We start from the raw sequence: 22,374 nt of genomic DNA, 5'->3' as shown, positions 1-22,374 counted from the left end.
GGAAGAGGGTTTTGTCTGATATTAGCTGCTATGGTCTTTTCCTAAGTAGCAGTAACCCTACAATTGCGATTGCTATGATTATGGCAACAGTCGAGATGGCAAAGTACATTTCCGTAGGTGGCAAACTAACAACGGGGTACGGTGTTGCTGTTGGCTCTGCATCTGATACAACTATAGCGGTTTCAGCGTGTGAAGGCCAGTACGACTCAGAGCCTTCGAACGAAGCTATGATTGTGTATTCACCGGATACTTGAGGAGTGAACGATAATTTATAGAAGCCACTTAAATCACTGGTTGTCCTGCCCACCTCATAATAGTTGCCGTTAGGATCAAGCACGCTTACAACAACATCAACGCCAGTCGCGTTAGTGGGTTTAGGCTGTTGCATGTAAACGTACTCCATCCAAGGAGACATAAACTCGTCAGCGACTGCGGGTACTCCGTTCGGAAAACGAGCTGACCTATCCGAATCCTTAGTGCCAGCCGACAAATCAATTACAGTGCCCTCTACTAGAACTTTATCGCCGTGCACTGAAGTCTTTGGTGCAGCTGCAATCGTAGTGGCTGTTGGTCCTTTACCTATCGAGTATATCTGGTTGTCATAGCTGTTCCATTGAATCAGGAAGCCGTCTGCACATGCAGTAGGAACTCGACCAGTGAAGCTAAGAATGCTCCATACTAGTTCGCCAGAGGTGCAGTTTATGGCAAGTTGCTGGGCTCCTGGATACAGGGGTGGGTCGTACATGTGGCTTTCTGAGAGGAATATTTTTCCATCACTGATCATTCCGTTGTACCATAGAGGATAGATGCCATAGCCAGTGTTGTAACCAGCACTTCTGGGCGTGAAAGTCCACTCGATTTTGCCTGTTTCTAAGTTCAAGGCGTTGACGTAGCCGCCGAAGTCCCAGATGAAGATTTTACCGTATGCAATTTGTCCGCTTCTTGACAGGTGGCTCCAAGCGTTTCCTGGGAGTTTAACTGGACCCCATATTTTGTCGCCTGTTTTCATAGAGTAGCCGTAAGCTTCGTTGGTGTCTTTGTTGTGTAAAACGTATGCATCGACCCCCGCGGCAAGAATGCTGACATCTTGCAAGTTGGGTATTGTTTGATTTTTAGGTCCCCACAGCAACCTTCCTGTTTTTGCATCCATGCCTGCTGTTATCTGATAGCCGTAGCTGAGTGATGAAAACATGCCAGGTGAAGGCGCGTAACGAAGAAGTATTACTTCAGGGGTTCTTGCAGCGATACTTAGTGATCCTCCGATGGGTGTAGTTCCGATTGTTGTTGGAATTGGAACTGACCATTGGTTGCCGTCTGAATAACTGTATGTGCCGCTTGGGCGGATAGTTATTGCGTCGGTACTTTTGCTCATCATTAGTTTGGTCGAGTTCCACAATGTGAGGTTTCCGCCTGAAGTGTAGTAGCCAAGCAGTGTCCCTTGTTGTTCTTCTTCAACATCCATCAAGTAGGGTATGCTTTGAATGTTGGTAATGTTTGCCATGTATTTTCCTGTCATTGCATCATATATTGACATGAAGCCTGGTGTACCGAAGAATGCTGCTGATGGGGTAGCGTACAGGAAAGCCCATGAACCATACTCTTGAATGGAGTGGAAGCGCAGTATTTGCCCCATTCTGAGTACTTCGTTGCCCGATTCTCCAGCAGTTCTAGTCCATAGTGTTTCGCCTGTGCGTATGTCGACGGCAATCCAGCTTGCTTTTAGAGCACTGGGACCAGCAAATTGAGTGTAGAAGAGCACTCCGTTGAGGATTATTGGTTCAAAGAAGTTAGAGGCTATCGTGGTGGACATATACTGGCTCATTTGGTCAGCGCTAATTGGTGCTCCTACTTGCCCTCCGAAATGTGTAGGCTTTACCCACATAATGTGGCCTGTATTTGGTGCTGTGCTGTAAGCTTGGAAGTTTCCCTTTGCATCATAGTTGCCCGTTGTTGCAAACGCGGGTGTGCCAAGTCCAAACCAACTACCTCCAAGTTGAGCCCATGCGTAGTTTGTCGCATATATTGGTCTTGACCAGTATTCAGTCGGCAATGGTGGAGGAGAAAACATTGGTATCGCTTCCTCCTGAACAGTTAGGGTTACCACTGAACTGGTGCTAGGCAGATAGGTCAGGTTGTAGAACGTCGGTGGACCAAATAACGATGAACTGTACTCTTCCACATGTTGTCCTGGATAATTCGCTTTGAAAGTGTAGTTACCTGTTTCAGACGGAGTGAAAGAAGCCCACACTCCGCCTGTAGAATCCGATGTGAATGGTCCAAGTGTTTCTTTGGCTCCGTTGGGTTTTGTCACTTCTATTGTTATGCCTTTATACATAGTGCCTGAACCGCCCAATCCTGCTGTCATTGGTGGTTTGCTTAAAAAGGCGTTAACCTGTGCAGTTTGTCCAACACCTATGGGGTTTGGTGCAACGTTGAGCAGTAGAAATGTGGGAAGTTCTGTTGCAGCGGCGCCAGTTATCGGCAAAACAGTAAGTGATGTAGCCACCGTTAAAATCAAAATCATAGCAATCATTGTTGACGCTTTTTTCTGCATTTTTCTTGCCCTCTTTTATTTTATTGAGCAAAGTGCAAATTAATGCTCTTTAGAGTGTACCGAGTAGTGAACTGTACTTTATTTAGCCCTTTGCCCAACATTTTTGTTATATCAAAAAATTTTATTTATAAAATTTACGCTACCCTGAAAAAACCGTTGCTGTATGCAACATAACTGCAATAATCAGTAGAAGAGCCTAAGTCGTTTTTGTTTTATGGCGACAAAAAGATAACTTGTTATTCTGCGGAAACATAAATAAAGATGCTCTACATTGTTTTGAATGCTCTCCTGAACGCTAGGGTGCTCTGAAAAGAGTGGCGATTGTGCCGAGGTAGCTCAGCCTGGGAGAGCGCTCGGCTGAAGACCGAGTTGTCGCAGGTTCAAACCCTGCCCTCGGCACTCAAAAATTAACCGAGTTTTTAAGAACAGGAAAATCTTAAGCATTTGTAAAGCACTTCTAATTCAGAGCAAAATGAACATAGAACACGTTGAATTAGGCGTTTGCGGGCTGTCTTGCCGACTCTGCCCCATGCATAATACCCAAGCAGAAAGCAGGTGCGATGGCTGTAAATCGCCAAACAGAATGGTCGTTGGTTGCCCGTTCATTACTTGTGCGGTTAAAAAGAGGGGGCTGGAGTTTTGCTGGCAATGCAAAGAGAGTGGCACCTGTGAAAAGTGGAGAAAGCACCGAGAAGCAAGCAAACAACACGATTCTTTTAAATGCTACCAAACATTAAACAGCGACATCGCTTTCATCGCCGAGCATGGTGTTGATGCGTTTGAAGAACAGCAGAAGTTTAGAGCGCACTTGCTAAGGGAAATGTTGCTGGGATTCAACGATGGGCGCTCTAAAAGTTACTATTGCATTGCGGCGACTGTAATGAGGATTGACGAACTGCAAGCGGTGTTGGCCAAGGCAAAGGCGCAAACAAGCGGCATGCCCCAGAAAGAGAAAGCCAAAACTCTGCATTCACTGCTTGATTGCATCGCGGTTGAGAAGGGTTACTTGTTAAAAATCAGAAAATAACTCACACCTACCGAGGGGAATCATTTGGGCATCACTATCTCCTGCCCCAACACTCCATAAGAAACAGCCTTCCCCTCCAAAAACAACTTGCCAACAAAAGCACAGGTTACAGCGTCAAGCTCATGGTCATTCATCTGGCCATTTAATCCTTCTATACCAAGCCTTTCTAAACCCGCTCTGAGTTTTTCAAGCCCTTTCTTTTTCCTCGGAACCCCCAAAACGTCCTGTGCACCTCCAGGATACACCTCAATCACCTTTAATTTTTCACCTTCTAAAATACTGCGTAAGCGTATGCCCCGTTCAGTTAGTTTACGCATGGGACCTAAAGTTATTGGAAAAAGCTTTATGCCCTTTTTTAGGAGTGCTCTGTCGCATTCTCTGAAGTGTTCAGCGTTTCTCTCTTCAAGCGTTTTTCTTCCCGGGGGCAAGCAGAGCGGTGCATCGATGGCGACTATTTCGGGACAGCATTGCATAGTCGTTGCTATGATTTCTTTGTCTGAATAGAGGAGGGCTGTTTCTGCTTTCATGCCAGTTAATTTGCAAAAGCCAGTTGGTCGGCTTTCTGTGCCGCCTAAATCTAAACCAACAATTGACACGCATTTTCACAATATTCCTAGCCTAATTATAGCTATTAACTCTTCACGTGTGCTACTGCTAAATAATTCCTAACGCAAGCTTATTTTTTAAAAAAATGCTTGCCAGCCATGATAATGATGCTGAAAAAGCCTTATTTTAGCCTTTAAACAGGCAAGCGATAGAAAATGTTTTATTCTCATACATGCGATAACCATGTCGAGGAATAATAATGGCAAAATGCCCCACATGTGGAAAAGAAGTAAAAAATGCAAAGAAAACATGGAAGATGGCTGGAAAACCTGACAAGCATGGCAAAAGGACACAGCTAACAATTGCGCTCTACGAGTGCTGCGACAAGACATTCCGTGAAGTCTTGGATAAGAGAAAAATCTAAAATCTCCTTTTCCTTTTTATTTTTTTATATTGTTATTTCAAGCTGTAACAACAAACATTTAATTGCTTACTTCCCTGCAATCCCTTGGAGAAAGGTTTTGGTTTTTTATAAAAAAAGAGACCGTACCGACATTATTGCAGAAATTCTCTATTCATGCAGGAGTGCTCAAACGCAAACATACATCAGGCGCCAAACAAGTCTCTCGTACGGTAAACTGCGAAGTTGTTTACAGCAGTTGCTTTTGAACCAATGGATAGAAAAGGTTGAAGATAACAACGGAAATCATAAACTAGTAATCACTGCTAAAGGATTAGTTTTTTTGGATAAATGGCAAGAACTTCAGAGACTGCTTGAAACTAAGAATAAGCATATCTTAAGGGCTCCCTTGCCAGAGATTATATAATCTTAACTATGGCTTTTAATAAACGTGAAAATTGCATCTCGCCCATCCAGAACGGCCTCAACCCTCTCTGCAAACAATCCATTAATAACAAAACAATCGATTGATAACTCTAAAAGCAGTTTTGGCAAGAACTTGTCAACGCTTGTCCGCTTCCTGCCCAAAAGTTCACTGGCAGATACTTCTTTAATCATTTTTGCGGCAGAATTACGTTTTGGGTCATCAGTAAAAATACCATCAACATCAGTAATCAACAATACCTTGCCAGCGCCTATTTTTCCAGCGATATAGACGGCGATGGAATCTGAAGTCACATCCCAAGAATTCTCTAACGGGTCTTCGTTTAGCATGAGCTGAAACGGTAAAAAAACAGGCACCTTACCAACATCTGCGGCTTTTTTTGCTTCCTCAAGTGAACACACGACGCAGGAATTAGGCGTCAAATCAGAGAGCAACAAGCCATACTGGTCCATGCCTAAAATCGCCATCCTGTGCGACGCACCACGCGATAAAGCAAACTTCTTGTCATGGTTCCTTACCGTGTCTGCAAATTCTCCGCCGCCAGGCACAATCAAAAGTTTTTGTTTTTTTGCGATTTCATTCAACTTGGTGCATAAGCTCTTTAGATTTTTTGGATATGCTGCTAAACTGCCGCCGACCTTAACCACTACGCTCATTCTGTGGTTGCTCCTTCCAGTTTAAGGGCAGTCATCAAGGCAACGCCATATGCAGGTGTAGCCAAAACAGCCTCATTAGGCACAAGAACCGCTAAATCGATTATTGCGTCAGCGTTTATGCTTTCGGCAGCTTTTTGCGCAAGAAAGTTTTTCCCAAGCCCTGTAACAATCACTGGAATTTCCTCTGAAGTCAGGGATTTTGGGAGAGACGAGTAAACCTTTGCTAAGCCATCTGTTATTTGCTTGATTTGCATTTTGTAAATGTAATTAGCCATGCCAACGATTTCTTGCTGAGATAACATTTCAATGTCAGCACAAACTACTCTGGCAAGCCTCGCTGATGCCTCTGCAACTGATTTGCCTCTCCCATCAGCCGTTTCACAAGTATAATCTTTCTCGGTGATGTTGCCTAAAATGAGATGTACATCTGCTGACAGCGCAAAGAGCTCCGATGAGACGTTTGCAACGCCGTTTTTGATGGGAATTGACTGCACGATAGCGGCGATATTTGTTCTCAGGCTTCCGGTGTAGACTAGTTCTCCGCATACGAGTTTCTCCAAATCCGTTTTGCCTCGTGCTGCAACGTGACCGTTTACTATGGGGACCATGCTGGTGCTGGTGCTTCCAACATCAACCACCACGCAATCTCTAACGTGCTGGGCTACTAGCCAACCTGTTGCTGCCCAATTCGCCGCAGCAACCAGTAAGGGCTCACGGAGGGCAATATCAAAAGGCACTAAATGGGCATCGGTATTAAGAACAAAAAACGGAGTATCGGGGAAAGCTTGTTTTCCGCAATTTAATATTTGGGTGACGCCTTCGCGTTTTGTTTGAAATGCATCAGACAACTCCGCGGTCATGGTTACGCCTAACCCGTCAATTTTGCTTGCGCCTAGCCGCTTTTTTAACTCCAAGAGGATGCTGGAGAGTTTTTTTGGTTCTTTCCAAATTGGAAAATACTCTACCGCAACATTCCCAGAGCGTACTTTGCCATTTTGTGTGCTGATTAATGCGGCTTTAGTATTAGCGCCTCCAATATCAAAACTTAACACGTCAACCAAATTGTTGTCCTCAACTGATAATGTTTAGCAAGCTCTTTTTAGCTTCTTCTAATTGCAGGCGCGAATCTTGCAAGCTTTCTCCCTCTCCAATAATCAAAGTGGTGGAGGTTTCGTTTAATGGAAAAGGCGGAGAAACTACATTATCTAAATGCGCCACCTTGTGGAAAGTGTCAACGCTTGGTTTTTTCATACCTATCTTTACAAACGAGGCATATCGGTTAGTGGTCACTTTAGTTGGAAGCGAACCTTTCAAAACAGCATTCACTATCGCCTCAGCCACGTTAAAACCCGCTACTCTGCACAGACCAACGTAAGATGTTGTTAACCGAGGATTAACATCCACAACAAAAGGCTTCTTTTGAGTTAAAATTAGGTCAACACCAACATATCCGCGCAAGCCCACAATTGATTCAACAACTTTTTCAGCCACGCTAAACGCCTCTTTTTTGAGAGGGTGGTCAAACGGAACACTTCCGCCGTCATAACTTGAAGTGCCATCTGGCTTGGCGAGTGTTACATTTTGCTTGTTTAAGCTAACGGCAACAGCTTTTTCGCCATTGCACACCAGGCTTACGCTTGCATCTTCGCCCTCTACGAATTCTTGGGCAATAAACTGTTCGCTTAGGGATTCAGCCTTTATTTTTTCTATCGCACCTTGTACTTGTTTTTCATCTTCAACAAGACTTAACCCACTACAACTTGTCCCATCAGCAGGCTTTAGAACGATGGGGTACTTGAGCGTTTTTTTGATTACCTGTTCAGTTTTTGCTAAATCATCCGTTAAGTTCAAGATGACTGTTTTTGGTGCACAGCCAAGATTTTCCAGTTTTTCATTAACTATTGTCTTCTTTGCAACCTTTGCAATAGCCTCGGATTTACAGTTCAACGAAACTTTGCCTGTCCCCTCAACAAGTGCAACCAGCGACTGCAAAACGCCTCCTGTTTCTGGCGCTATAATGTAGACTGCATCATTAATTTTGGCGATGCACTGCAAAAACTTTTGTGGTTCGTTTGCGTAGAAGATGGGTACGGTGCAGTCAGCTTCTATTTTGGGGTTAAGTTTTGTGATTCGCTCATCCAACAAGACGGTTACTTCATGGCCTGCTGATTTTAAGTCTGAGGCAATCGAGCGCAACATCCCAAACCCTTCAGATAGAACACTTTGGGGAATAGGCTGCTCGGCGTATCCGCCGCTTGAAACGTGCTCGTAGATGACAATTTTCAAAGGTGCACCTCAATTTGCTGGGAGTGTTTTTTCTTTAGGGTTTTAACTCACTTAAACATTTCAGGAAGGCCTCAACATGTCGCCTTTTCACATGTGGCATTACAGCGATTCTGATACAGTCGTAGCGTGGAACATATGAAACAAACCAGCCTTTTCGCCTCAGTTGCTCTGCCGTTTGTTTTGTGTTCTCGCTTTGGAAGGCAATAATGTTCAGTGGTGGTTCAACAACAAGCTTGAAACCACCCGTCTTAAGCCCATCCGCAAACAGTTTTGTGGTTGCCATGCATCCTTTAATTATTTTCTGGAAACCTTCGAAGCCAAGAAGTTTGAACACCGCCCACGCTGAAGCTGCGGAAGCGCCTGTTCTTGTTCCAACAAACGTATACTGAAACTTATCAGTCAAATAGGGCGTTTCAACTTTAAGTGCATCCAGCGCTTTTGCTTTTCGGAAGAGGATGCCGCCAGCTGGAATTGCTGCCATGCCCATCTTGTGAGGGTCAACCGTTATGGACTCTACAGCGTCCAGAGCAAAATCGAACTGGGGTTTTGTTTTGTTGAGGAATGGAATTACTAAGCCGCCGAACGCTGCATCCACATGCAACCAAACGTTATGCCTTAACGCTATCTCCGAGAGTTTATCGACAGGGTCGATGACGCCCAACTCGGCGGTTCCCGCCGTACCCACAATGGCAACTGTGCGTTCGCTAAGGCATTTTTCAACTTCTGAGGGGGCAACCCCAAAAGAAGCATCCAGTTTTGCATAGACTGGTTTTAGGTTTAACATGCTACAGATTTTAGTGAATGAGAAATGCGCTGATTGCGGCAAAACAACCTCAGGCTCTTTGACGTTGGCGCTGTTTCTTGCTACCAATAGCGCCATCAAGTTTGCTTCCGTTCCCCCAGAGACAACAAAACCCACAGCACTCTTGCAGTGCAGAAGCGTTGCAAGTTGCGCTATAACATCTCTTTCTAACTGCAGGCTTCCTGAGAAAAGTCCTGAGTCGCCTAAATTTGATTCTTGAAACATCTGGTAAGCTTTCATGGCTATTGGGTGGGGTTTAGTGCACATTGAACAAAGGATTTTGCCGTCGTCATATCGCTGGTCCAGAGCACGCATCTTCTTGAGCTCGGATAAAACTGTTTTTCTGCTGGACCCTTTAGACTGCAAAGTTACGCCCTCACAGCATCAGCTTGCTTAACCGCCGTTGCCAGTTCGCTTACTAGTTCTTTTGTAATCTCACCGCCAACTCTATCGCAATTAGTGCAAGCAGCACCTCGAAGCCCAACAACATCAGCGCCTAAACGATGAACTATCGTCAAATGCTGTTTTCGAAGCGAGCCAGCCAAGGCTACCTCCAAGCCAAAGTCATGCGCTGAATCCACGAACTCTTTCACTTTCTCGGTGGTTAAGTGGTCAAAGGTGGTTTTGCCGTCTTTAATGAATGTATCAATCATGGCTACCTCAACTTGAGCGTTCTTGACGATTTCTGGAATCAGCAGTGGGTCAATTGCTCCGATTTTTGTTGCGTCGGCATAGGCTACTGCAACCACTTTGATTTTTGGGTTGCATTCTTTTGCTGCTTGGTTAACGTTTTGCAATAGAAGAGTTGCTTGCTGGGGCGTTTTTAGCCCGTAGAGACCGACCTTTATATAATCCACGCCTAATGATGCCGCACCAAGTGCCGCCAGCGAAATGGAGCCAGGAAGATTAGGCACCTCGCCTAAAGTGCAACTTACCTCCAGATTTTTTGGCGTTATCTCTCTGATTTTTTTGATAACCCAGGGATAATTCGCTCCCAACGCGCCCTCAGCGGGGTTTTTAACGTCGATTATGTCTGCACCGCCAGCGATGGCTTCGATGGCTTCTTTCTCATTTGTGGGGCTTATGAGTAGCTTCAATTATGCATCACAAACATGCGGTTTAATGGTGCCTTTAAAGTTTTCCTGTTGGAGTAGCTATGTTTTTTTATTGGTATTAGGTTTTACGCTTGAGGGTTCACATTGAAAGTTATTCCTGTTATTGACATCCTAAACGGAGTTGTAGTGCATGCCGTTAGGGGCAAAAGGCGAGAATATAAGCCGCTTCAAAGTTGCCTAACCAACTCGGTTGACCCAGTCGAAGTGGCAAAAACGTTCAAAGCTCTTGGTTTTCATGAGTTATACGTTGCTGACTTGGATGCAATTATTGATTGCTCAACAGATTTTCAGGTTTTAAAACGTATCGTTAATGAAACGGGGCTTGAGTTGCTGGTTGATGCGGGGATAACAAGCATTGAGCGGGCAAAGGTGCTGTTGGATAGTGGAGTTTCAAAACTTATTGTTGGAACCGAGACGTTGCAGCGCAAAAAAATCGTTAAGGATGCAGTTGAGCTCTTCGGAAGCGAGCGCGTATTGATTAGTTTGGATTTGAGGGGAGAAAAAGTCATTGTTAAACTGGGATTTGACGGTTGCGTTTCGCCAATGTGTCTGCTGCGAGATTTCAAAGTGATGGGGGTTTCGCAAGTGATTGTTTTGGATTTGAACCGTGTTGGCAGTGGCGAAGGCGTTAATACAGTTTTTCTTAAAAAAGTGATTGAGACTGTGGGAATTGATGTTTATGTGGGCGGCGGAGTCCGCAATATTCAAGATTTAGTTGAACTAAAAGAGTTGGGTGTTTCAGGCGTTTTGGTGGCTAGTGCTCTTCATTCAGGCAAGATTTCAATGAATGAATTAAAAAAAGCAGGGCTTCTTTGAGCTACTCCTGTTTTGCTAAGCAAACAATTCCGCCTAGCTGAGTTAGGCGCGCACCAGCGTTTGATTCAGCCTTTATCACTCGTGTTTTTACGCTCTTGTTTTTGGCTATCTGCATGAGCCTTTGCAACCGACCCTTTTGGCGGCTACTAGAAAGGTAAGCATCAGTAAGCAAGAGATATTCTGGCTTTGGTTTTCCTAGAGTCTGCGTGCTCAAGATAAGGTTTTCTGCTTCTTGCAGTGAGAAAAGCACTAAATTATCGGTTGTACTGAGGCGTTTCTCAAGAATTTCAAGAAGATTTTCCGTTTCTTGTTCGGCGGTTTGCTGTACTAGTTCTTTGAAGGCTGCTGTTTTTGTCAGGGTCGCCACTTGAGATGGGGAGCTTGCTTGACCTGTTATGGTTGAGATGGTTGCTTTGTTCGTGCCTTGCGTGAGCCAAGCGTGATGTGCGCTGATGTGATTTTGAAAATCTTGAGCATAAGCAGTTCGTGGCGACGAGGCGACTATTATACTTTTTACGCCTTCTTTTAGCGTTGGTCTAAGAGCGTTAACGATGCTTTCGTGGAAGTTGTATAGTGCTTTTTGGTCTTTTCTGTCACCGTTTAAGTGTATGGTTTGTTGATGTTTGGCGACTTGGCTGAAAACCTGCCAAACTGCCGCGTGGTCTTGCTCTATTCCAATTAGGATGGCAACGGCGTAGCCGCGTCTGTAGCTTTTAGATTTCATTGTGATTCTTGTAATAATTTACGATTAGAGTATTTTAGTTGTTGCTTGCGGTACTTTGATTGACTTTTTTACGGTTTAGAACGGCACGTTTATGAAACCCAAAAGTCGTCTATAGGTGAGATGTATGATTGAAGTTGACAATGCGCAGGGATTAAACGCTGAATTAAAGAGAAATCGTCGAGTTTTGGTGTTGTTTTACGCTTCATGGTGCCCTTACTGTATGTCTTTTGTTCCAGTTTTCGGCAACCACGTAAGCGGCTTTTCCAAGGGAACCGTTTTGCATGTGCTCTTAGATGACTATGACAATCCTCTTTGGGACGATTACAGCATTGGCGCGGTTCCAACCATTATACTGTTTGAGGATGGCAAGGTTCTCAGTCGTCTCGATGGAAAACTAGGTGCGGGTTTGAATGAGAAACAGTTTAAAACTTGGCTCAATCAAAACAAGATTCTATAGACATCTGTAACTGCAATAGACGATTTAGTAGAAAAAGAAAGGTTGCTATTTTTTAGCTCGGTGGAGGCGGCGGTGGCGGTGGAGGCTGTTCAGCGGTTGTTTGGAAGGCTTGTCTTGTTTGAATAACGGTGGTTCCTGCAATGCGGTCAGTGTATTTTTGCCGTTTATCTCCCGGAGTTACGATTCCTACTAACCAGTCTAAGAGCAAGAAGGGCCAGTAGATTTTGCTTATGTTGCGAATGAATGCCTTATCAAAGGGTACTTTGCCGCCGTTTGCCATTTGTACGTGCAGCCCCAGCAACCGTTTGCCTATTGTGGCGCCCCAGTAGGCATCTAAAATCATAAAATACAATAGTAAAAGTACCCCAAGGATAAGCGGTAGTATTAACCAAGCCCCGTAAAATATGAAGAATGCTGATGCAAAGAAAAATGCCGAGACGGTGAGTGCAAACCATATTATCGCTGTCGGTATACCGATTATTAAGCTGTCAATTATCAATGCAACCAAACGAATTACCCAGTGACCCCAATCTATCTGCTCAAAATCAGTTGACATGATAAAACTCCTATATTTTCTGATGTAAAAAGGTGTTATTAAACTTTCAAGTGCGCAATGCATTTAGGGTTTAAAGCCGCATATAAGCGCCACTTCGAGCCACTTCCAGTAGCAGTCAACATCCACAAACCCTATCTCACGTAACCACCAAAGCTGCGTTTCAACGTCCAAAAGCTTGTTTGAGGGGTCCTCCGTTTCCAAAGTTAAGCCTGTGGCCGCTAAAAATTTTAAGTGCAAGTTCCGTGTTGGAGAAGCGACATGTTCTAAATTGCAGAAGATACCCTTCGAATTTAATCGCTTAAATACTTCAGTATAGAGCTGCTTTTTCCGTGGGTGCGTCAAATGGTGAATTGCAAGGCTTGAGACAACAATATCAAAACAACCCAAATCTGCAGGTAGCGGCTGACTTAAATCATGTTGAATAATTGTGACTTGCTTATTTTTAGCGAAGCGCTTCTTAGCCTGTTGCAGCATGGGTTCAGAGAAATCCAAAGCTACTCCCTCAACATCTGGATTGTTAAGTTTAAGCAGTACCAGCGAAAGCAACCGCCCATCACCAGTTCCTAAATCCAAAACACGCTTGGCGCTCTGCGGAATCTGTTCTAAAAGCACGCTTTCCACTTCTGTTCGATGCGGTAGTTTACCTGCCCTTGCCAAGTATGCGAACGCGTGGTTTAGTGTTTGCCACTCGCTTATACGGCTGTTTTCCTCGTGTATCTTGTCCACCTCGCTCCTTGTAGCTGTCAGCTTTAGGTATTTACTTTACGCTTCTAAATAGTAATTTTTCCACGATTTCAAGAAAATTATGGATTAAGAGAAAATAAGACTTATATTATAAGGTTCACTTGTTGTTGGAAAGAAGAGAGAGGGATTCTTGTTCCATGGAGTTTTGCCCGAATTGTGGTTCTCGTCTTGAACCCCAAAAACCGCATGCAGGCACCAGTTCGCTGTTTATGCTGGTGTGCTCAAAGTGCGGTTTTACCAAAAAACCAATCGATAGGAAAGCAGAAGCAAAAACAGGCAAGGTTATTCAGCCAAAGCCCAAGCAATTTATGACTGTAATTAGCGAAGAAGACCAGAAAATAACCACGATGCCAAAGATCAGAGTTGAATGCGAAAAATGTGGCAACATGGAAGTTTACGTTTGGCAGGTGCAGACTCGAGGCGGCGATGAAGCCTCAACCCAGTTTATGCGTTGCACCAAATGCGGTCACACCTTTAGAGAATACACTTAATCGCTAGTTTTCTGTTCGATGGATGTTATTAGATAAAAAAGGACAATGCTCGTCGTTGAAACGTTTGGTGTTTATGGCTTGTATGTAAAGTAGTTCTCCGTAATGTTGCCGTTCTCAACGGTTCCTTGCCAAGCAATCTGCGGGCTTGTCCTACCGAAATCAACGTAGACTGTGTAGATTGGGTTTGGAACCACTGGATACTCGATAACTACTGTCCAGAAATCGCTGGTGTAAATGTATGTTTCTGCGCCTAAACGACCTGTTTCTTGCCTTCCGCCGGTCCATTTGAGGTTAGTTGCAAGGGGGGGATTAACCACGGCAGATTCAGCAGTTTCATTATGTTTGTCTATAATGAAAGATATGACTTTATCGCGTACTTGTTCTTGGGTTGTAAGCGCATGGGTGGGAGCCGGTGTAGGCGCTGGGTTAAAGTTGGGGTCATTGCATACCCAAGCGACGCTGCCAGCAACGATAACCATGAAAACTACAGCAACAACGATTATGAGCGTTTTGTTTGCCAACTATCTGCACCTGCTTACACCATGCACGATTGACTATATAGCCTCTTACTCTAGAGATGTGCGTTGTTTTCTTTGATTTTGCTCAACTCCCCTTTTTTCTTTTATAAATAGGGGTGTCCAGTTTGCATGGTTGTTTACCATGCTGGCATGCTAGGGATGAAAAAATTCTTAAGCAGAATCAACCAAATAAGCATTCTACCAAACAAAAGGAGAAATAATTGATTTGAAAAAAACTCTACCAGTAGCAATAAGTATACTTTTGCTGTGCAGTGCACTAATAGGGACAGCTACAGCAGGCAATGCAGCCTACACCATAATTGAGGCTTACCAAACGTCAGCAGTAACTCTTGACGGTGTTCGAGGTACCACTGAATGGAATGACGCCTGGATCGAATACTTAGGCGGGCCTACAAATAAGTTTGGATATAAGATGGACTCTAATACTGGGGCATATCTGATGTCTTGGTTCATAGAATTTGTCGATGCCACTAATGATGCGGGCGATAAATGGCAAATATGCATAGACGGCTCAAATAATGGGGGTACCACTATAGATAGCGACAATGACCACAAAATTGAGATTACAGGACACACAACACTAAAGGTGTATAAAGGATCTGCATCAGGCTGGGCAGAGATGGCAACCACTGGAGTAACATGGAAAGACAACGCGACAACAGGCCACTATCTCGTGGAAATACAAGCAAACAAGGGCGAGCTAGGTACATGGGGTCAAAATATGCCCCCACACGGTCTGAGAGTTGCAATGTATGATGCAAGCACTCAAACTTGGGTAGTGTGGCCACCAACTTCTACTGAAACTAACCCAAACAGCTGGGGAGTCATAGGGGGTCCTGAGGCGACTATTCCAGAAAGCTTGAATTTCGGAGTTGTTGCACTACTGTCAACTGCAGTCATAGCTGGAGCCTTTGTCTTAAGTAAACGAACAAAATCAACAAACCTTGCATTCTTAACTCACAAGTAAGCAGTCGCGGCAAACCATCCATTTCCTCTTCTTTTTCCTTTTCTCAGAGTCAAATGTTAACGCTTCAAAGTCTTTTTTGTCGAAACTTATTTAGATACCAAACTGATAATCGCTTCCCCATGAACCTCTACCAGCGTGTTCCGTTTCCCATAGGCAAAACCCGACTATTCAGTTCCATCATCGTAGCGTTTCCTATTGGCTTTTTGCTTTATTTAGCGGCAACAAACCTGGGATGGTTCACGCTGACTCGCCAATTTTACCTCTTGTTCGGTGTTTTTGCCGGCGTCATTTTAGCAGTAGTTGAGACTAGGCTGGTGATTCGGGAATTATCAGAAAAAAGCGAAGCGATGATTTGGCAGATAGTACCCTTTGCGTTTGCTTTGTTTGGAATACCGCTGTTCTTGACGGTAATGTTCTTTGGCGGTTCAGAGTTTTACCCATCGGCGTCTTTGCGTTTTTGCCAGCCATTCCCGCCGTCGGCATCACAAGCGGTTATTACTTTAGTAAGTTTGAGAACGCCAACAACGTAGGCGTTTTTTCTTCTTATTTTGGGTTTAAGTATTGGACGCAACCAAATCCTGACCATACTGAACGTTTCAACTATTTCTTGAGTGATGTTGCCTCAAAAGACCCGTCTAACTTTTGGGGACAAATCGGCTCCTCTTATGCATACATTGGGTACGCGAACATTTTTATTAAAATGCTCAAGAAAAAGCAAGACATTGACCCCAAGACAAGAGAACAGTTGATTAAGCTTCTAAAAATCATGAATTGGTACAGGATTGCAGGGCTTTCAGTTTTGGCGTTTTTTCTGTTTTCAACCTTTGCCGCATTTGGGTTGTTTTTCGGGAGTAAATACGGTTACTTACAGCTGGATTTTAAAGCTGATGTTTTCGGTCCAGTTTGTATAATTGTCTTTTTGATTTTTGCTTTCAGCGTTGTTACGTTGATGACAGCATTTAAGAGAAAAATTGGAAAAACGCTGTTAAATATTAACGTGGATATTTGATCAATAGTTATGTTGGTAACGTCAAGGTATGGAAATACGTTAGGGGCTTAGTTAATGAATTGCTTGTTTAGTTGCAGTTTATGTGTATTTTGATTTTTCTGTTTCTGAAGAATACTGCTACAAGTGATATCGTTACCATGACTACTGCAATAACCATTACTATTGAGAAAACTGTGCGTAGAGAGTACTCTGGTGCCGAGGGTGTGGATGATGGCGAAGGGGTAACTTCTGGTTGTGAGGTAGGGTCAGGTTGAACGGGAACCGATATGACCGAGACTCTGTGGCTTTCAGAGTAAGCAACATAAATTTTTCCTTTGCCAGAATCGTAGCCTATTGCTTGGGGTTCGCCCTTAAGGGAAACATCTGTAACTACTGTGTTGTTGCTGTCACATATTACTGACATTGATCTTGATTTAAAGTTGGCTACGTAGAGGTAACCGTTGACTGGGTCGTAGTCTATTCCCATTGGCTGGTTTCCTACTGGTATAGTTGCGGCTACCGTATAGTTGTTGCATGATATTACTGATACCGTGTCGGAGCCGTAATTGGTTGCGTAAATTTGTTCTTTGCCAGAATTGTAAACTAGGCTTATTGGCTGGTTTTCCACGGTTATGTTTGCTACGATTTTGTGGGTTTTGTCGGATATCACGATGATGTCATTGCAGCCAGCGTGACCAACGTATATTTCTCCTCTGGCAGAATCATATGCTAAGGCGGAAGGTCTAATTCCTACCGGTATGGTAGCAACTATCGTATTGTCACTGTCAGAGATGACCGTCACTGAATCAGAGCCATAGTTGGCTACGTAGATTTCTCCTTTAGTTGAATCGTAGACTATTCCCATGGGGTTTTGCCCAACGGCTATTGTTTCCACTACTGAGTGATCGCTGTCGGATATGACTGAGACCGAATTTGATCTAAAGTTGGTTACGAATAGTTCGCCTTTTGCTGGGTCGTAAGTAATTCCTGAAGGCGTGTCTCCCACGGGTATAGTTGTAATCACGCTGTCATTGCTGTCTGATACTACATAGACTAAATGGAAATCCCCATTAGTTAGGTAGATTTCGCCTTTACCTGAATCGTAAGCTATGCCGTAGTAGCCGCCGTGCCGCTCCAAAACTATGGTGCCAGTTATTTCAAAGGCGTAAACTGTAGCTACGGACGCAGCGAGAATTAATGTTATAGTGAGTGCTGCCGTGAATTTTTCTTTACTCATGGCAATCACTCAAAAGAGTTTACTTTTAATGTTATAAATTTTTACTGAGTCTCAGAAACATGCGCGTAGGGCAAAAGCTTCGCCTTAATTTCTTGTATTCTCTAAGATAGGTAAAAGTGAATTTAAGGGTTAAAAATGTGCGGTACACTTTGAATCTGTATGTTGTTGTTCGTACCTAAAAGGACGCACATACGGCAATAACAAAGAATCAGAAACTTTTTTTAGATGAATAAAGTGAAAAAATCAAAAATTCTATCCACAGCCTTCATTATTACATCAATTGCACTAATCAGCTGGACTTTCATAGTAATCGCTGGAGTTAACGGAGCTTTTTCCAACAACAAATCCGGCTGGACATCAAATAACCCTTCTTTTGAAAGTATCACAAAAAATGATGGCTACTACAACATTTCTTTAGCATTCTCAAACGTAACCTACAATGAAAAATTAAACGGTATAGTCATCATCAATTCAAGCAATCACGAAAACGACATTAACCCAACTGCGTATCTAAACGGCACAGCTGTGGGCGCAACAGACCCTATTAGTTGTAACCTACAACGGGGCGATAGCCTTCAAGTAAACCTCGTGTTTCCCTGTGCTAACCTCGATTCAGGAACAACAATAAACATTCATGTCATGGGCGACGTATTTGGGTGCGGCGGCTCTGTTGTGCTTCCATAACAGGACTTAATTGCAAAGTCAAATAAACACTCAAAAACAATCATTTCTTGTGTTTTTTTGCATAACTATTTGCATTTTTTGGGCTGGTGTGTTGGACGTAACCCGCCTTTTGTTGCTGTGGCATTCGGCTAATCGGGCTACCTGCGCCTTCCGGTAGAGTCTTCATCGGCGACTGTTTGCCCTTTCCACTTGCAGGACGGCCGTTTCACCGCTTCCAGTCCGGCACACTCAGCGTCACAAACGCATCATAGCCAAGTCCAGTTGGACGTTTCGTTTCTGCTCCGTTGCCAAGCCTCTCGACTTGTCCGCTTAAGGGACTGCAATTCTACATGTGGGCGGAGTTTCCTCAAGCCCGCAATTTTGGGCTCGGAAGCCACACACCAACACGCCAGCCCACTAACAATTGTGTAGTCGAAGCCAATAAATACATCGCAAAAAAGCTTAAAGGGACAGGTTCAGTCGGCATATTTGTATCCTATTAGGATATCTATGCAGAAACCTATAGGGGTAGGTACCGTCGGCAATTTTTGCGGCAAAATTAAATGCGTTTTAATGTTTTTGGCGAATAAATGGTGAGAAAACCGCGGTCTTGCTTCATCGCCAACTTGTCTCTTGAAATAATGGGCTGGATAGACTTTATTATTTGTTCATCTACGCTGCAATTAATCCTTAAGGTAAAATCTCCTGCGCCGTCAGGATTTATAGAGATTGCAGTAATATCGGTTTTTTTGGTAGCTTCTAAAATCTCGCGTAATAAATCTACTGCCTTCTGCCTATCCAAGCGTATGTTCCCCTGCTTTGGAAAGGCGCTGTAGTCATTTAAAACATTTTCCATAAAATACACAATAATAATTGAAAAAGAAACAAGCAGATATTGTTTTCTGTACCTACATATAGAGGCTTTCTTAATATTCTATTTCATTCTACTAAAAGCCCACGTACCAACCACAACCATAACCACATCAAAAACACCTACCACAGCAAGGTTAATGTACAGCGGCTGAATCGGCGTCCATGCCGAACCCAAAATCACCGTCCGCAACGCATCAATCCCATACGTTAACGGATCAAATATTGAAGCAACACGCAACCACTCAGGCGTTCCAACACCTGAAATCGGAAAGAGTGCACCGCTCAAAAAGAACAATGGAAGGTTAATGAAAGTTTGAATGGCCCCAAAATTTTCTAAACTGCCTATAAAACTAGCAATTATCAAACCCACACTCACCAAACCAATCACAATAAGCAACATAATTGGCAAAGCAACAACCAAAGTTAACGGGTCAAAAGGTATACCCAAAATAAAACCAAAGACAAAAACGATAACCCCCTGAAGCAAAGTAGCAGTGCTATCACCAAGCATTTTCCCAATAAAAATGGTAAACCTTGAAACTGGTGAAACCAAAATTTCCTTCATAAAACCAAACTCTTTATCCCAAATAACACTAATCCCCATAAACATAGCCGTAAACAGCAACGTTTGCCCTATAATACCTGGGAAAAGATATTGCTGATAATTTGTACCTGGTATAAGAATACGCGCGCCAAAACCACCCGCAAAAATCACCAGCCAAAGGAGCGGTTGAACAAAACTTATAACAACCCTCGCCTTGTCACGCATGAAGCGTTTAACTTCTCTTAGCCAGAGCGTGTAGAGTCCACGGAATTCACTCACCGAATAGCCCTCCTATGGATAGCTGAAATGCCGTGTAATTCTTTAGTTGTGTCTTCACGTATCGTTCTGCCCGTATAATGCAAGAAGACATCTTCAAGGTTGGGTTCACGCAAAACCAGAGAATCCACGTAAATGTTGTTTTGCGTTGCCAGCTCAATAATTCTAGGCATGATTATCTTGCCATTGGGAACCGTGATTTCAAGCGTACCCTCAACAATGCGCCTCTTATTTAGACCAAACCATTTACCTACTAACTCTGATAAAGCGTCCAACTTGTTGGCTTTTACCACTATCACGTCGCCTTCTAAGGTATCTTTAAGCTTCTGCGGCGAGTCTAAGACAACTATTTTGCCGTGATCCATAATGGCTATCCGATCTGAAAGCCTGTCAGCCTCATCCATATAATGAGTAGTCAAAACAACGGTTATGTCATGCGCTTGCTTTAACTCCTTAATGTACCGCCAAATATGGTCTCTAGTCTGAGGGTCTAAACCAACTGTTGGTTCATCTAAAAACAATACTTTTGGATAATGAATTAAGCCTCTGCCCAACTCAAGCCTTCGCCGCATGCCGCCTGAGTATGTACGTAGTAAATCGTCTGCTCTGTCTTCAAGCTCAATTAACTTTAGTATTCGGCTTATTCTTTCTCTCTGCTCAGATGTTGGCACACCATAAAGATTAGCATGCATGTAGAGGTTTTCTCTGCCTGTCAACCTGTCGTCAACGCTTGGATCTTGGAAAACAATACCTATGGATTTTCGAACATCACTTGCTTGCCGAACAATATCAAAACCGTTCACCGTTGCAGTACCCAAAGTTGGCTTAAGAATCGTGCATAGCATTGAGACCGTTGTTGTTTTTCCAGCTCCATTTGGACCTAAAAGTCCGAAGATTTCGCCTGATTCCACGGTAATATCGAGCTGATCTACGGCTTTTACCGAATTGTAAATTTTTGTTAGATTATGTGTTTCAATAATATGCGGCATCAATTATTACTTCGCTTTCAGCAATTGAAACAATCCGCGGATTTAAGGTTTATTTTCAAATCTTCGTGATCCGTTTTGTATGTCCGAAGGCAACTCTATAACAACTTTTGTGCCTTTGCTAGGCGTGCTCTCTACCACAATTTTGCCTTTGTGTGCCTCAATGATTCTTTGGCAAATCGCTAACCCAAAACCCATTCCCTTCGCTTTAGTTGTGAAAAGCGGCTTGAAAAGATTTTTTTGGTTCTCTTCAGAAATGCCTGGACCAGTGTCAGCTAAAATTATTTTTGTGATGTTATCTTTTTGCTCGCTTTGAAGAGTAAGGCTGCCTCCTTCAGGCATTGCATCAATTGAGTTTTTTATTATGTTTATGAGGACTCTTTTTACTTTTACGAAGTCAACGTTGATTTCAGGGGTGGCTTGTGTTTGGTTAGTTACTTGTATGTTTGGTGGCAGAGTAATCATTGCTAATGCTTCGCTGGTTATGGCTTTGGGTGTAGTCCTTGTTAATGCATCAAGGTTGACGTTTTTTGAGTAGTCAAGTAGGTCATTGATGATTTTGTTTGAGTATTCTATGTTTGTTTCGATAATAGTCAGCATCTCTTTTCCAGTCTTATCTATTTTTTTAAAATATTTCTTCTTCAAATAGTACGCTGCGTTTGCAATTCCAGTTAGCGGATTACGCAGGTCATGCCCAACCATCCCTGCGGTTTCACCAATTGCGGCGAACCGTTCAGCATTTTTTAGTTTTTCCGTACGTTCCGCAACCAGTTTTTCTAAATCCTTGGTGTGTTCTTCAAGTTTATCCTGCGCTTCTTTTCGTTTCACAAACTCTTGGTAGGTTCTCAAACGGTAGGAGTGCAACTGCCAAGAACTGAATGCGGCAATCAGGTGCGAGATAAAAAGGTTAAACAGCATTGTATATAATACGACAGATTCAGATGGTTGCACCACCATCAATATTATTGCTGCTTCCCCGACTGTTGCGATGGTGGCCAAAATTCCTTGGTATAAGAATCTGAATGGAATGACCAAGTAAATAATGAACAATGAAACGATGGTTATAATTGCTTGAAAGATAAAGTCTTGAGGTCTAAACAGATTGATGATTCCCCCGCCCACCATTATTGCAAAAATTGCTGAAAAAACAAGCACGTCGTAAGAGCGGTAAGTCTTTACTCTACCAACAGCAATGAAGAAAACAGCAAGTATGAGCAGTAAAACTGACCTTACTGATATTAGGGTGAAAAATTCCGTTGACCAGCCATAGAAACAGTAATCATTAAAAGCAAAGCCTATTACGGGGATGACAAAGAAGAGCATGGTTAATTTTGCACGATTTATGTCCGCATCTAGAAAAAATTTACGGTAGTTTTCGTTCTGCTCGGCGTTTAATCGAAGTGACTGGAGTGCACCAAACATGCAGGCCCTCTATCGGCTTAGCAACCTTGTTTCCAATGTTTGAATCCTTCCCTTATAAGGATGTTTAATTCTGAAAGTGTATCCAAAATAAAGTTTGCAAGCCGATCAGTTTTGTTTAGCGCGTTCCTATTTGCTTCTTTAACGGTTTATTTGATGTGATTTTGCACTATCTTTAAATACAAATGACTATAGATAGTGTTAAATAAGCATAGATAACGTTCAATAAAGATAGATGACTGTCTAAGTTTAAATGTGGACGG

25 protein-coding genes, 1 tRNA gene and 1 other RNA gene are annotated in these 22,374 nt (G+C 43.2%); 10 read left to right on the top strand and 17 right to left on the bottom strand.

Going from position 1 to position 22,374, the window contains the following annotated elements; translation table 11 throughout:
• Positions 1–28 precede the first annotated feature (28 nt).
• Entirely contained in the window at positions 29–2,554 is a 2,526-nt protein-coding gene (locus tag NWE95_05805; GenBank protein MCW4003409.1) for a hypothetical protein, read from the bottom strand.
• A 325-nt stretch (positions 2,555–2,879) separates the two neighbouring features.
• Between NWE95_05805 and NWE95_05800 the strand changes: the two genes are divergently transcribed.
• Positions 2,880–2,953 (top strand) — tRNA-Phe (locus tag NWE95_05800).
• A gap of 73 nt (positions 2,954–3,026) precedes the next feature.
• Entirely contained in the window at positions 3,027–3,581 is a 555-nt protein-coding gene (locus tag NWE95_05795) for a DUF3795 domain-containing protein (protein ID MCW4003408.1), read from the top strand.
• A gap of 20 nt (positions 3,582–3,601) precedes the next feature.
• On the opposite strand, the gene NWE95_05790 is transcribed toward NWE95_05795, so the two are convergent.
• A complete protein-coding gene (locus NWE95_05790) occupies positions 3,602–4,177 on the bottom strand; it encodes a DUF429 domain-containing protein (protein ID MCW4003407.1) in 576 nt (191 codons plus the stop codon).
• A 209-nt stretch (positions 4,178–4,386) separates the two neighbouring features.
• Here NWE95_05790 and NWE95_05785 point away from each other — a divergent pair, with 209 nt between their 5' ends.
• The gene (locus tag NWE95_05785) at positions 4,387–4,551 is read left to right on the top strand and encodes a chorismate-binding protein (GenBank protein ID MCW4003406.1); all 165 of its coding nucleotides are present in this window, start codon (positions 4,387–4,389) and stop codon (positions 4,549–4,551) included.
• Positions 4,523–4,954: a winged helix-turn-helix domain-containing protein gene (locus NWE95_05780; protein MCW4003405.1), complete on the top strand. Its 432-nt coding sequence runs from the start codon at positions 4,523–4,525 to the stop codon at positions 4,952–4,954. The genes NWE95_05785 and NWE95_05780 overlap by 29 nt, the downstream gene beginning before the upstream one ends.
• A gap of 2 nt (positions 4,955–4,956) precedes the next feature.
• Here the strand turns inward: NWE95_05780 and NWE95_05775 are convergent, their stop codons facing one another.
• Genes NWE95_05775 through NWE95_05755 form a run of 5 tightly spaced genes read right to left on the bottom strand, consistent with a single transcriptional unit; the run spans position 4,957 to position 9,813 of the window.
• On the bottom strand, positions 4,957–5,628 hold the full coding sequence (locus NWE95_05775) for a delta 1-pyrroline-5-carboxylate synthetase (GenBank protein ID MCW4003404.1): 672 nt from the start codon (positions 5,626–5,628) through the stop codon (positions 4,957–4,959).
• The gene (locus NWE95_05770) at positions 5,625–6,680 is read right to left on the bottom strand and encodes a H4MPT-linked C1 transfer pathway protein (protein ID MCW4003403.1); all 1,056 of its coding nucleotides are present in this window, start codon (positions 6,678–6,680) and stop codon (positions 5,625–5,627) included. Before NWE95_05770 ends, NWE95_05775 begins: the two co-directional genes overlap by 4 nt.
• A gap of 19 nt (positions 6,681–6,699) precedes the next feature.
• Positions 6,700–7,914 carry an ATP-grasp domain-containing protein gene (locus NWE95_05765; protein MCW4003402.1) on the bottom strand — a complete coding sequence of 405 codons (1,215 nt, stop codon included), beginning with the start codon at positions 7,912–7,914 and terminating at the stop codon, positions 6,700–6,702.
• 34 nt (positions 7,915–7,948) lie between these two features.
• On the bottom strand, positions 7,949–9,082 hold the full coding sequence (mfnA, locus tag NWE95_05760; protein MCW4003401.1) for a tyrosine decarboxylase MfnA: 1,134 nt from the start codon (positions 9,080–9,082) through the stop codon (positions 7,949–7,951).
• Positions 9,083–9,084: 2 nt separating this feature from the next.
• On the bottom strand, positions 9,085–9,813 hold the full coding sequence (locus NWE95_05755) for a hypothetical protein (protein MCW4003400.1): 729 nt from the start codon (positions 9,811–9,813) through the stop codon (positions 9,085–9,087).
• Positions 9,814–9,915: 102 nt separating this feature from the next.
• Here NWE95_05755 and NWE95_05750 point away from each other — a divergent pair, with 102 nt between their 5' ends.
• Positions 9,916–10,647 carry a HisA/HisF-related TIM barrel protein gene (locus NWE95_05750; GenBank protein MCW4003399.1) on the top strand — a complete coding sequence of 244 codons (732 nt, stop codon included), beginning with the start codon at positions 9,916–9,918 and terminating at the stop codon, positions 10,645–10,647.
• A gap of 1 nt (position 10,648) precedes the next feature.
• On the opposite strand, the gene NWE95_05745 is transcribed toward NWE95_05750, so the two are convergent.
• On the bottom strand, positions 10,649–11,371 hold the full coding sequence (locus tag NWE95_05745) for a hypothetical protein (GenBank protein ID MCW4003398.1): 723 nt from the start codon (positions 11,369–11,371) through the stop codon (positions 10,649–10,651).
• A gap of 124 nt (positions 11,372–11,495) precedes the next feature.
• Between NWE95_05745 and NWE95_05740 the strand changes: the two genes are divergently transcribed.
• Positions 11,496–11,828, top strand: a complete 333-nt coding sequence (locus NWE95_05740) for a thioredoxin family protein (GenBank protein ID MCW4003397.1) — start codon at positions 11,496–11,498, stop codon at positions 11,826–11,828.
• Between the two features lie 52 nt (positions 11,829–11,880).
• Here NWE95_05740 and NWE95_05735 read toward each other — a convergent pair whose 3' ends face one another.
• Together NWE95_05735 and NWE95_05730 are read right to left on the bottom strand one after the other, a co-directional pair.
• On the bottom strand, positions 11,881–12,384 hold the full coding sequence (locus tag NWE95_05735; GenBank protein ID MCW4003396.1) for an RDD family protein: 504 nt from the start codon (positions 12,382–12,384) through the stop codon (positions 11,881–11,883).
• A 63-nt stretch (positions 12,385–12,447) separates the two neighbouring features.
• Complete coding sequence (locus NWE95_05730) at positions 12,448–13,101, bottom strand: class I SAM-dependent methyltransferase (protein ID MCW4003395.1); 654 nt, start codon at positions 13,099–13,101, stop codon at positions 12,448–12,450.
• Between the two features lie 164 nt (positions 13,102–13,265).
• On the opposite strand from NWE95_05730, the gene NWE95_05725 reads away from it, so the two are divergent.
• Positions 13,266–13,619 carry a transcription factor S gene (locus NWE95_05725; GenBank protein MCW4003394.1) on the top strand — a complete coding sequence of 118 codons (354 nt, stop codon included), beginning with the start codon at positions 13,266–13,268 and terminating at the stop codon, positions 13,617–13,619.
• Positions 13,620–13,690: 71 nt separating this feature from the next.
• Here the strand turns inward: NWE95_05725 and NWE95_05720 are convergent, their stop codons facing one another.
• The gene (locus NWE95_05720; protein MCW4003393.1) at positions 13,691–14,140 is read right to left on the bottom strand and encodes a hypothetical protein; all 450 of its coding nucleotides are present in this window, start codon (positions 14,138–14,140) and stop codon (positions 13,691–13,693) included.
• A 223-nt stretch (positions 14,141–14,363) separates the two neighbouring features.
• Here NWE95_05720 and NWE95_05715 point away from each other — a divergent pair, with 223 nt between their 5' ends.
• Together NWE95_05715 and NWE95_05710 are read left to right on the top strand one after the other, a co-directional pair.
• Entirely contained in the window at positions 14,364–15,125 is a 762-nt protein-coding gene (locus NWE95_05715; protein ID MCW4003392.1) for a hypothetical protein, read from the top strand.
• A gap of 352 nt (positions 15,126–15,477) precedes the next feature.
• Complete coding sequence (locus NWE95_05710; protein MCW4003391.1) at positions 15,478–16,134, top strand: hypothetical protein; 657 nt, start codon at positions 15,478–15,480, stop codon at positions 16,132–16,134.
• A 67-nt stretch (positions 16,135–16,201) separates the two neighbouring features.
• Here the strand turns inward: NWE95_05710 and NWE95_05705 are convergent, their stop codons facing one another.
• On the bottom strand, positions 16,202–17,350 hold the full coding sequence (locus NWE95_05705; protein ID MCW4003390.1) for a YncE family protein: 1,149 nt from the start codon (positions 17,348–17,350) through the stop codon (positions 16,202–16,204).
• A 234-nt stretch (positions 17,351–17,584) separates the two neighbouring features.
• On the opposite strand from NWE95_05705, the gene NWE95_05700 reads away from it, so the two are divergent.
• On the top strand, positions 17,585–18,034 hold the full coding sequence (locus tag NWE95_05700; GenBank protein MCW4003389.1) for a hypothetical protein: 450 nt from the start codon (positions 17,585–17,587) through the stop codon (positions 18,032–18,034).
• A gap of 86 nt (positions 18,035–18,120) precedes the next feature.
• Here the strand turns inward: NWE95_05700 and rnpB are convergent.
• The 5 genes from rnpB to NWE95_05675 all read right to left on the bottom strand — a co-directional run bounded on the left by rnpB (position 18,121) and on the right by NWE95_05675 (position 22,114).
• An RNA gene (gene rnpB / locus NWE95_05695) (RNase P RNA component) lies at positions 18,121–18,423 on the bottom strand.
• Between the two features lie 149 nt (positions 18,424–18,572).
• Complete coding sequence (locus NWE95_05690) at positions 18,573–18,869, bottom strand: hypothetical protein (protein MCW4003388.1); 297 nt, start codon at positions 18,867–18,869, stop codon at positions 18,573–18,575.
• A gap of 78 nt (positions 18,870–18,947) precedes the next feature.
• Positions 18,948–19,709 carry an ABC transporter permease gene (locus NWE95_05685; protein MCW4003387.1) on the bottom strand — a complete coding sequence of 254 codons (762 nt, stop codon included), beginning with the start codon at positions 19,707–19,709 and terminating at the stop codon, positions 18,948–18,950.
• Positions 19,706–20,695: an ATP-binding cassette domain-containing protein gene (locus NWE95_05680; protein MCW4003386.1), complete on the bottom strand. Its 990-nt coding sequence runs from the start codon at positions 20,693–20,695 to the stop codon at positions 19,706–19,708. Before NWE95_05680 ends, NWE95_05685 begins: the two co-directional genes overlap by 4 nt.
• A gap of 42 nt (positions 20,696–20,737) precedes the next feature.
• Complete coding sequence (locus NWE95_05675; protein MCW4003385.1) at positions 20,738–22,114, bottom strand: ATP-binding protein; 1,377 nt, start codon at positions 22,112–22,114, stop codon at positions 20,738–20,740.
• Between the last annotated feature and the right edge of the window lie 260 nt (positions 22,115–22,374).

Source organism: Candidatus Bathyarchaeota archaeon (genome assembly GCA_026014725.1).
Classification (GTDB): Archaea; Thermoproteota; Bathyarchaeia; order Bathyarchaeales; family Bathycorpusculaceae; genus Bathycorpusculum.
This window is presented reverse-complemented; position numbering and strand designations above follow the sequence as displayed.

Coding starts and splice junctions, on each gene's coding strand:
- NWE95_05805 (MCW4003409.1), bottom strand. CDS start 2,554: ATGCAGAAAAAAGCGTCAACAATGATTGCTATGATTTTGATTTTAACG.
- NWE95_05795 (MCW4003408.1), top strand. CDS start 3,027: ATGAACATAGAACACGTTGAATTAGGCGTTTGCGGGCTGTCTTGCCGA.
- NWE95_05785 (MCW4003406.1), top strand. CDS start 4,387: ATGGCAAAATGCCCCACATGTGGAAAAGAAGTAAAAAATGCAAAGAAA.
- NWE95_05775 (MCW4003404.1), bottom strand. CDS start 5,628: ATGAGCGTAGTGGTTAAGGTCGGCGGCAGTTTAGCAGCATATCCAAAA.
- NWE95_05745 (MCW4003398.1), bottom strand. CDS start 11,371: ATGAAATCTAAAAGCTACAGACGCGGCTACGCCGTTGCCATCCTAATT.
- NWE95_05740 (MCW4003397.1), top strand. CDS start 11,496: ATGATTGAAGTTGACAATGCGCAGGGATTAAACGCTGAATTAAAGAGA.
- NWE95_05735 (MCW4003396.1), bottom strand. CDS start 12,384: ATGTCAACTGATTTTGAGCAGATAGATTGGGGTCACTGGGTAATTCGT.
- NWE95_05725 (MCW4003394.1), top strand. CDS start 13,266: ATGGAGTTTTGCCCGAATTGTGGTTCTCGTCTTGAACCCCAAAAACCG.
- NWE95_05705 (MCW4003390.1), bottom strand. CDS start 17,350: ATGAGTAAAGAAAAATTCACGGCAGCACTCACTATAACATTAATTCTC.
- NWE95_05690 (MCW4003388.1), bottom strand. CDS start 18,869: ATGGAAAATGTTTTAAATGACTACAGCGCCTTTCCAAAGCAGGGGAAC.
- NWE95_05680 (MCW4003386.1), bottom strand. CDS start 20,695: ATGCCGCATATTATTGAAACACATAATCTAACAAAAATTTACAATTCG.
- NWE95_05675 (MCW4003385.1), bottom strand. CDS start 22,114: ATGTTTGGTGCACTCCAGTCACTTCGATTAAACGCCGAGCAGAACGAA.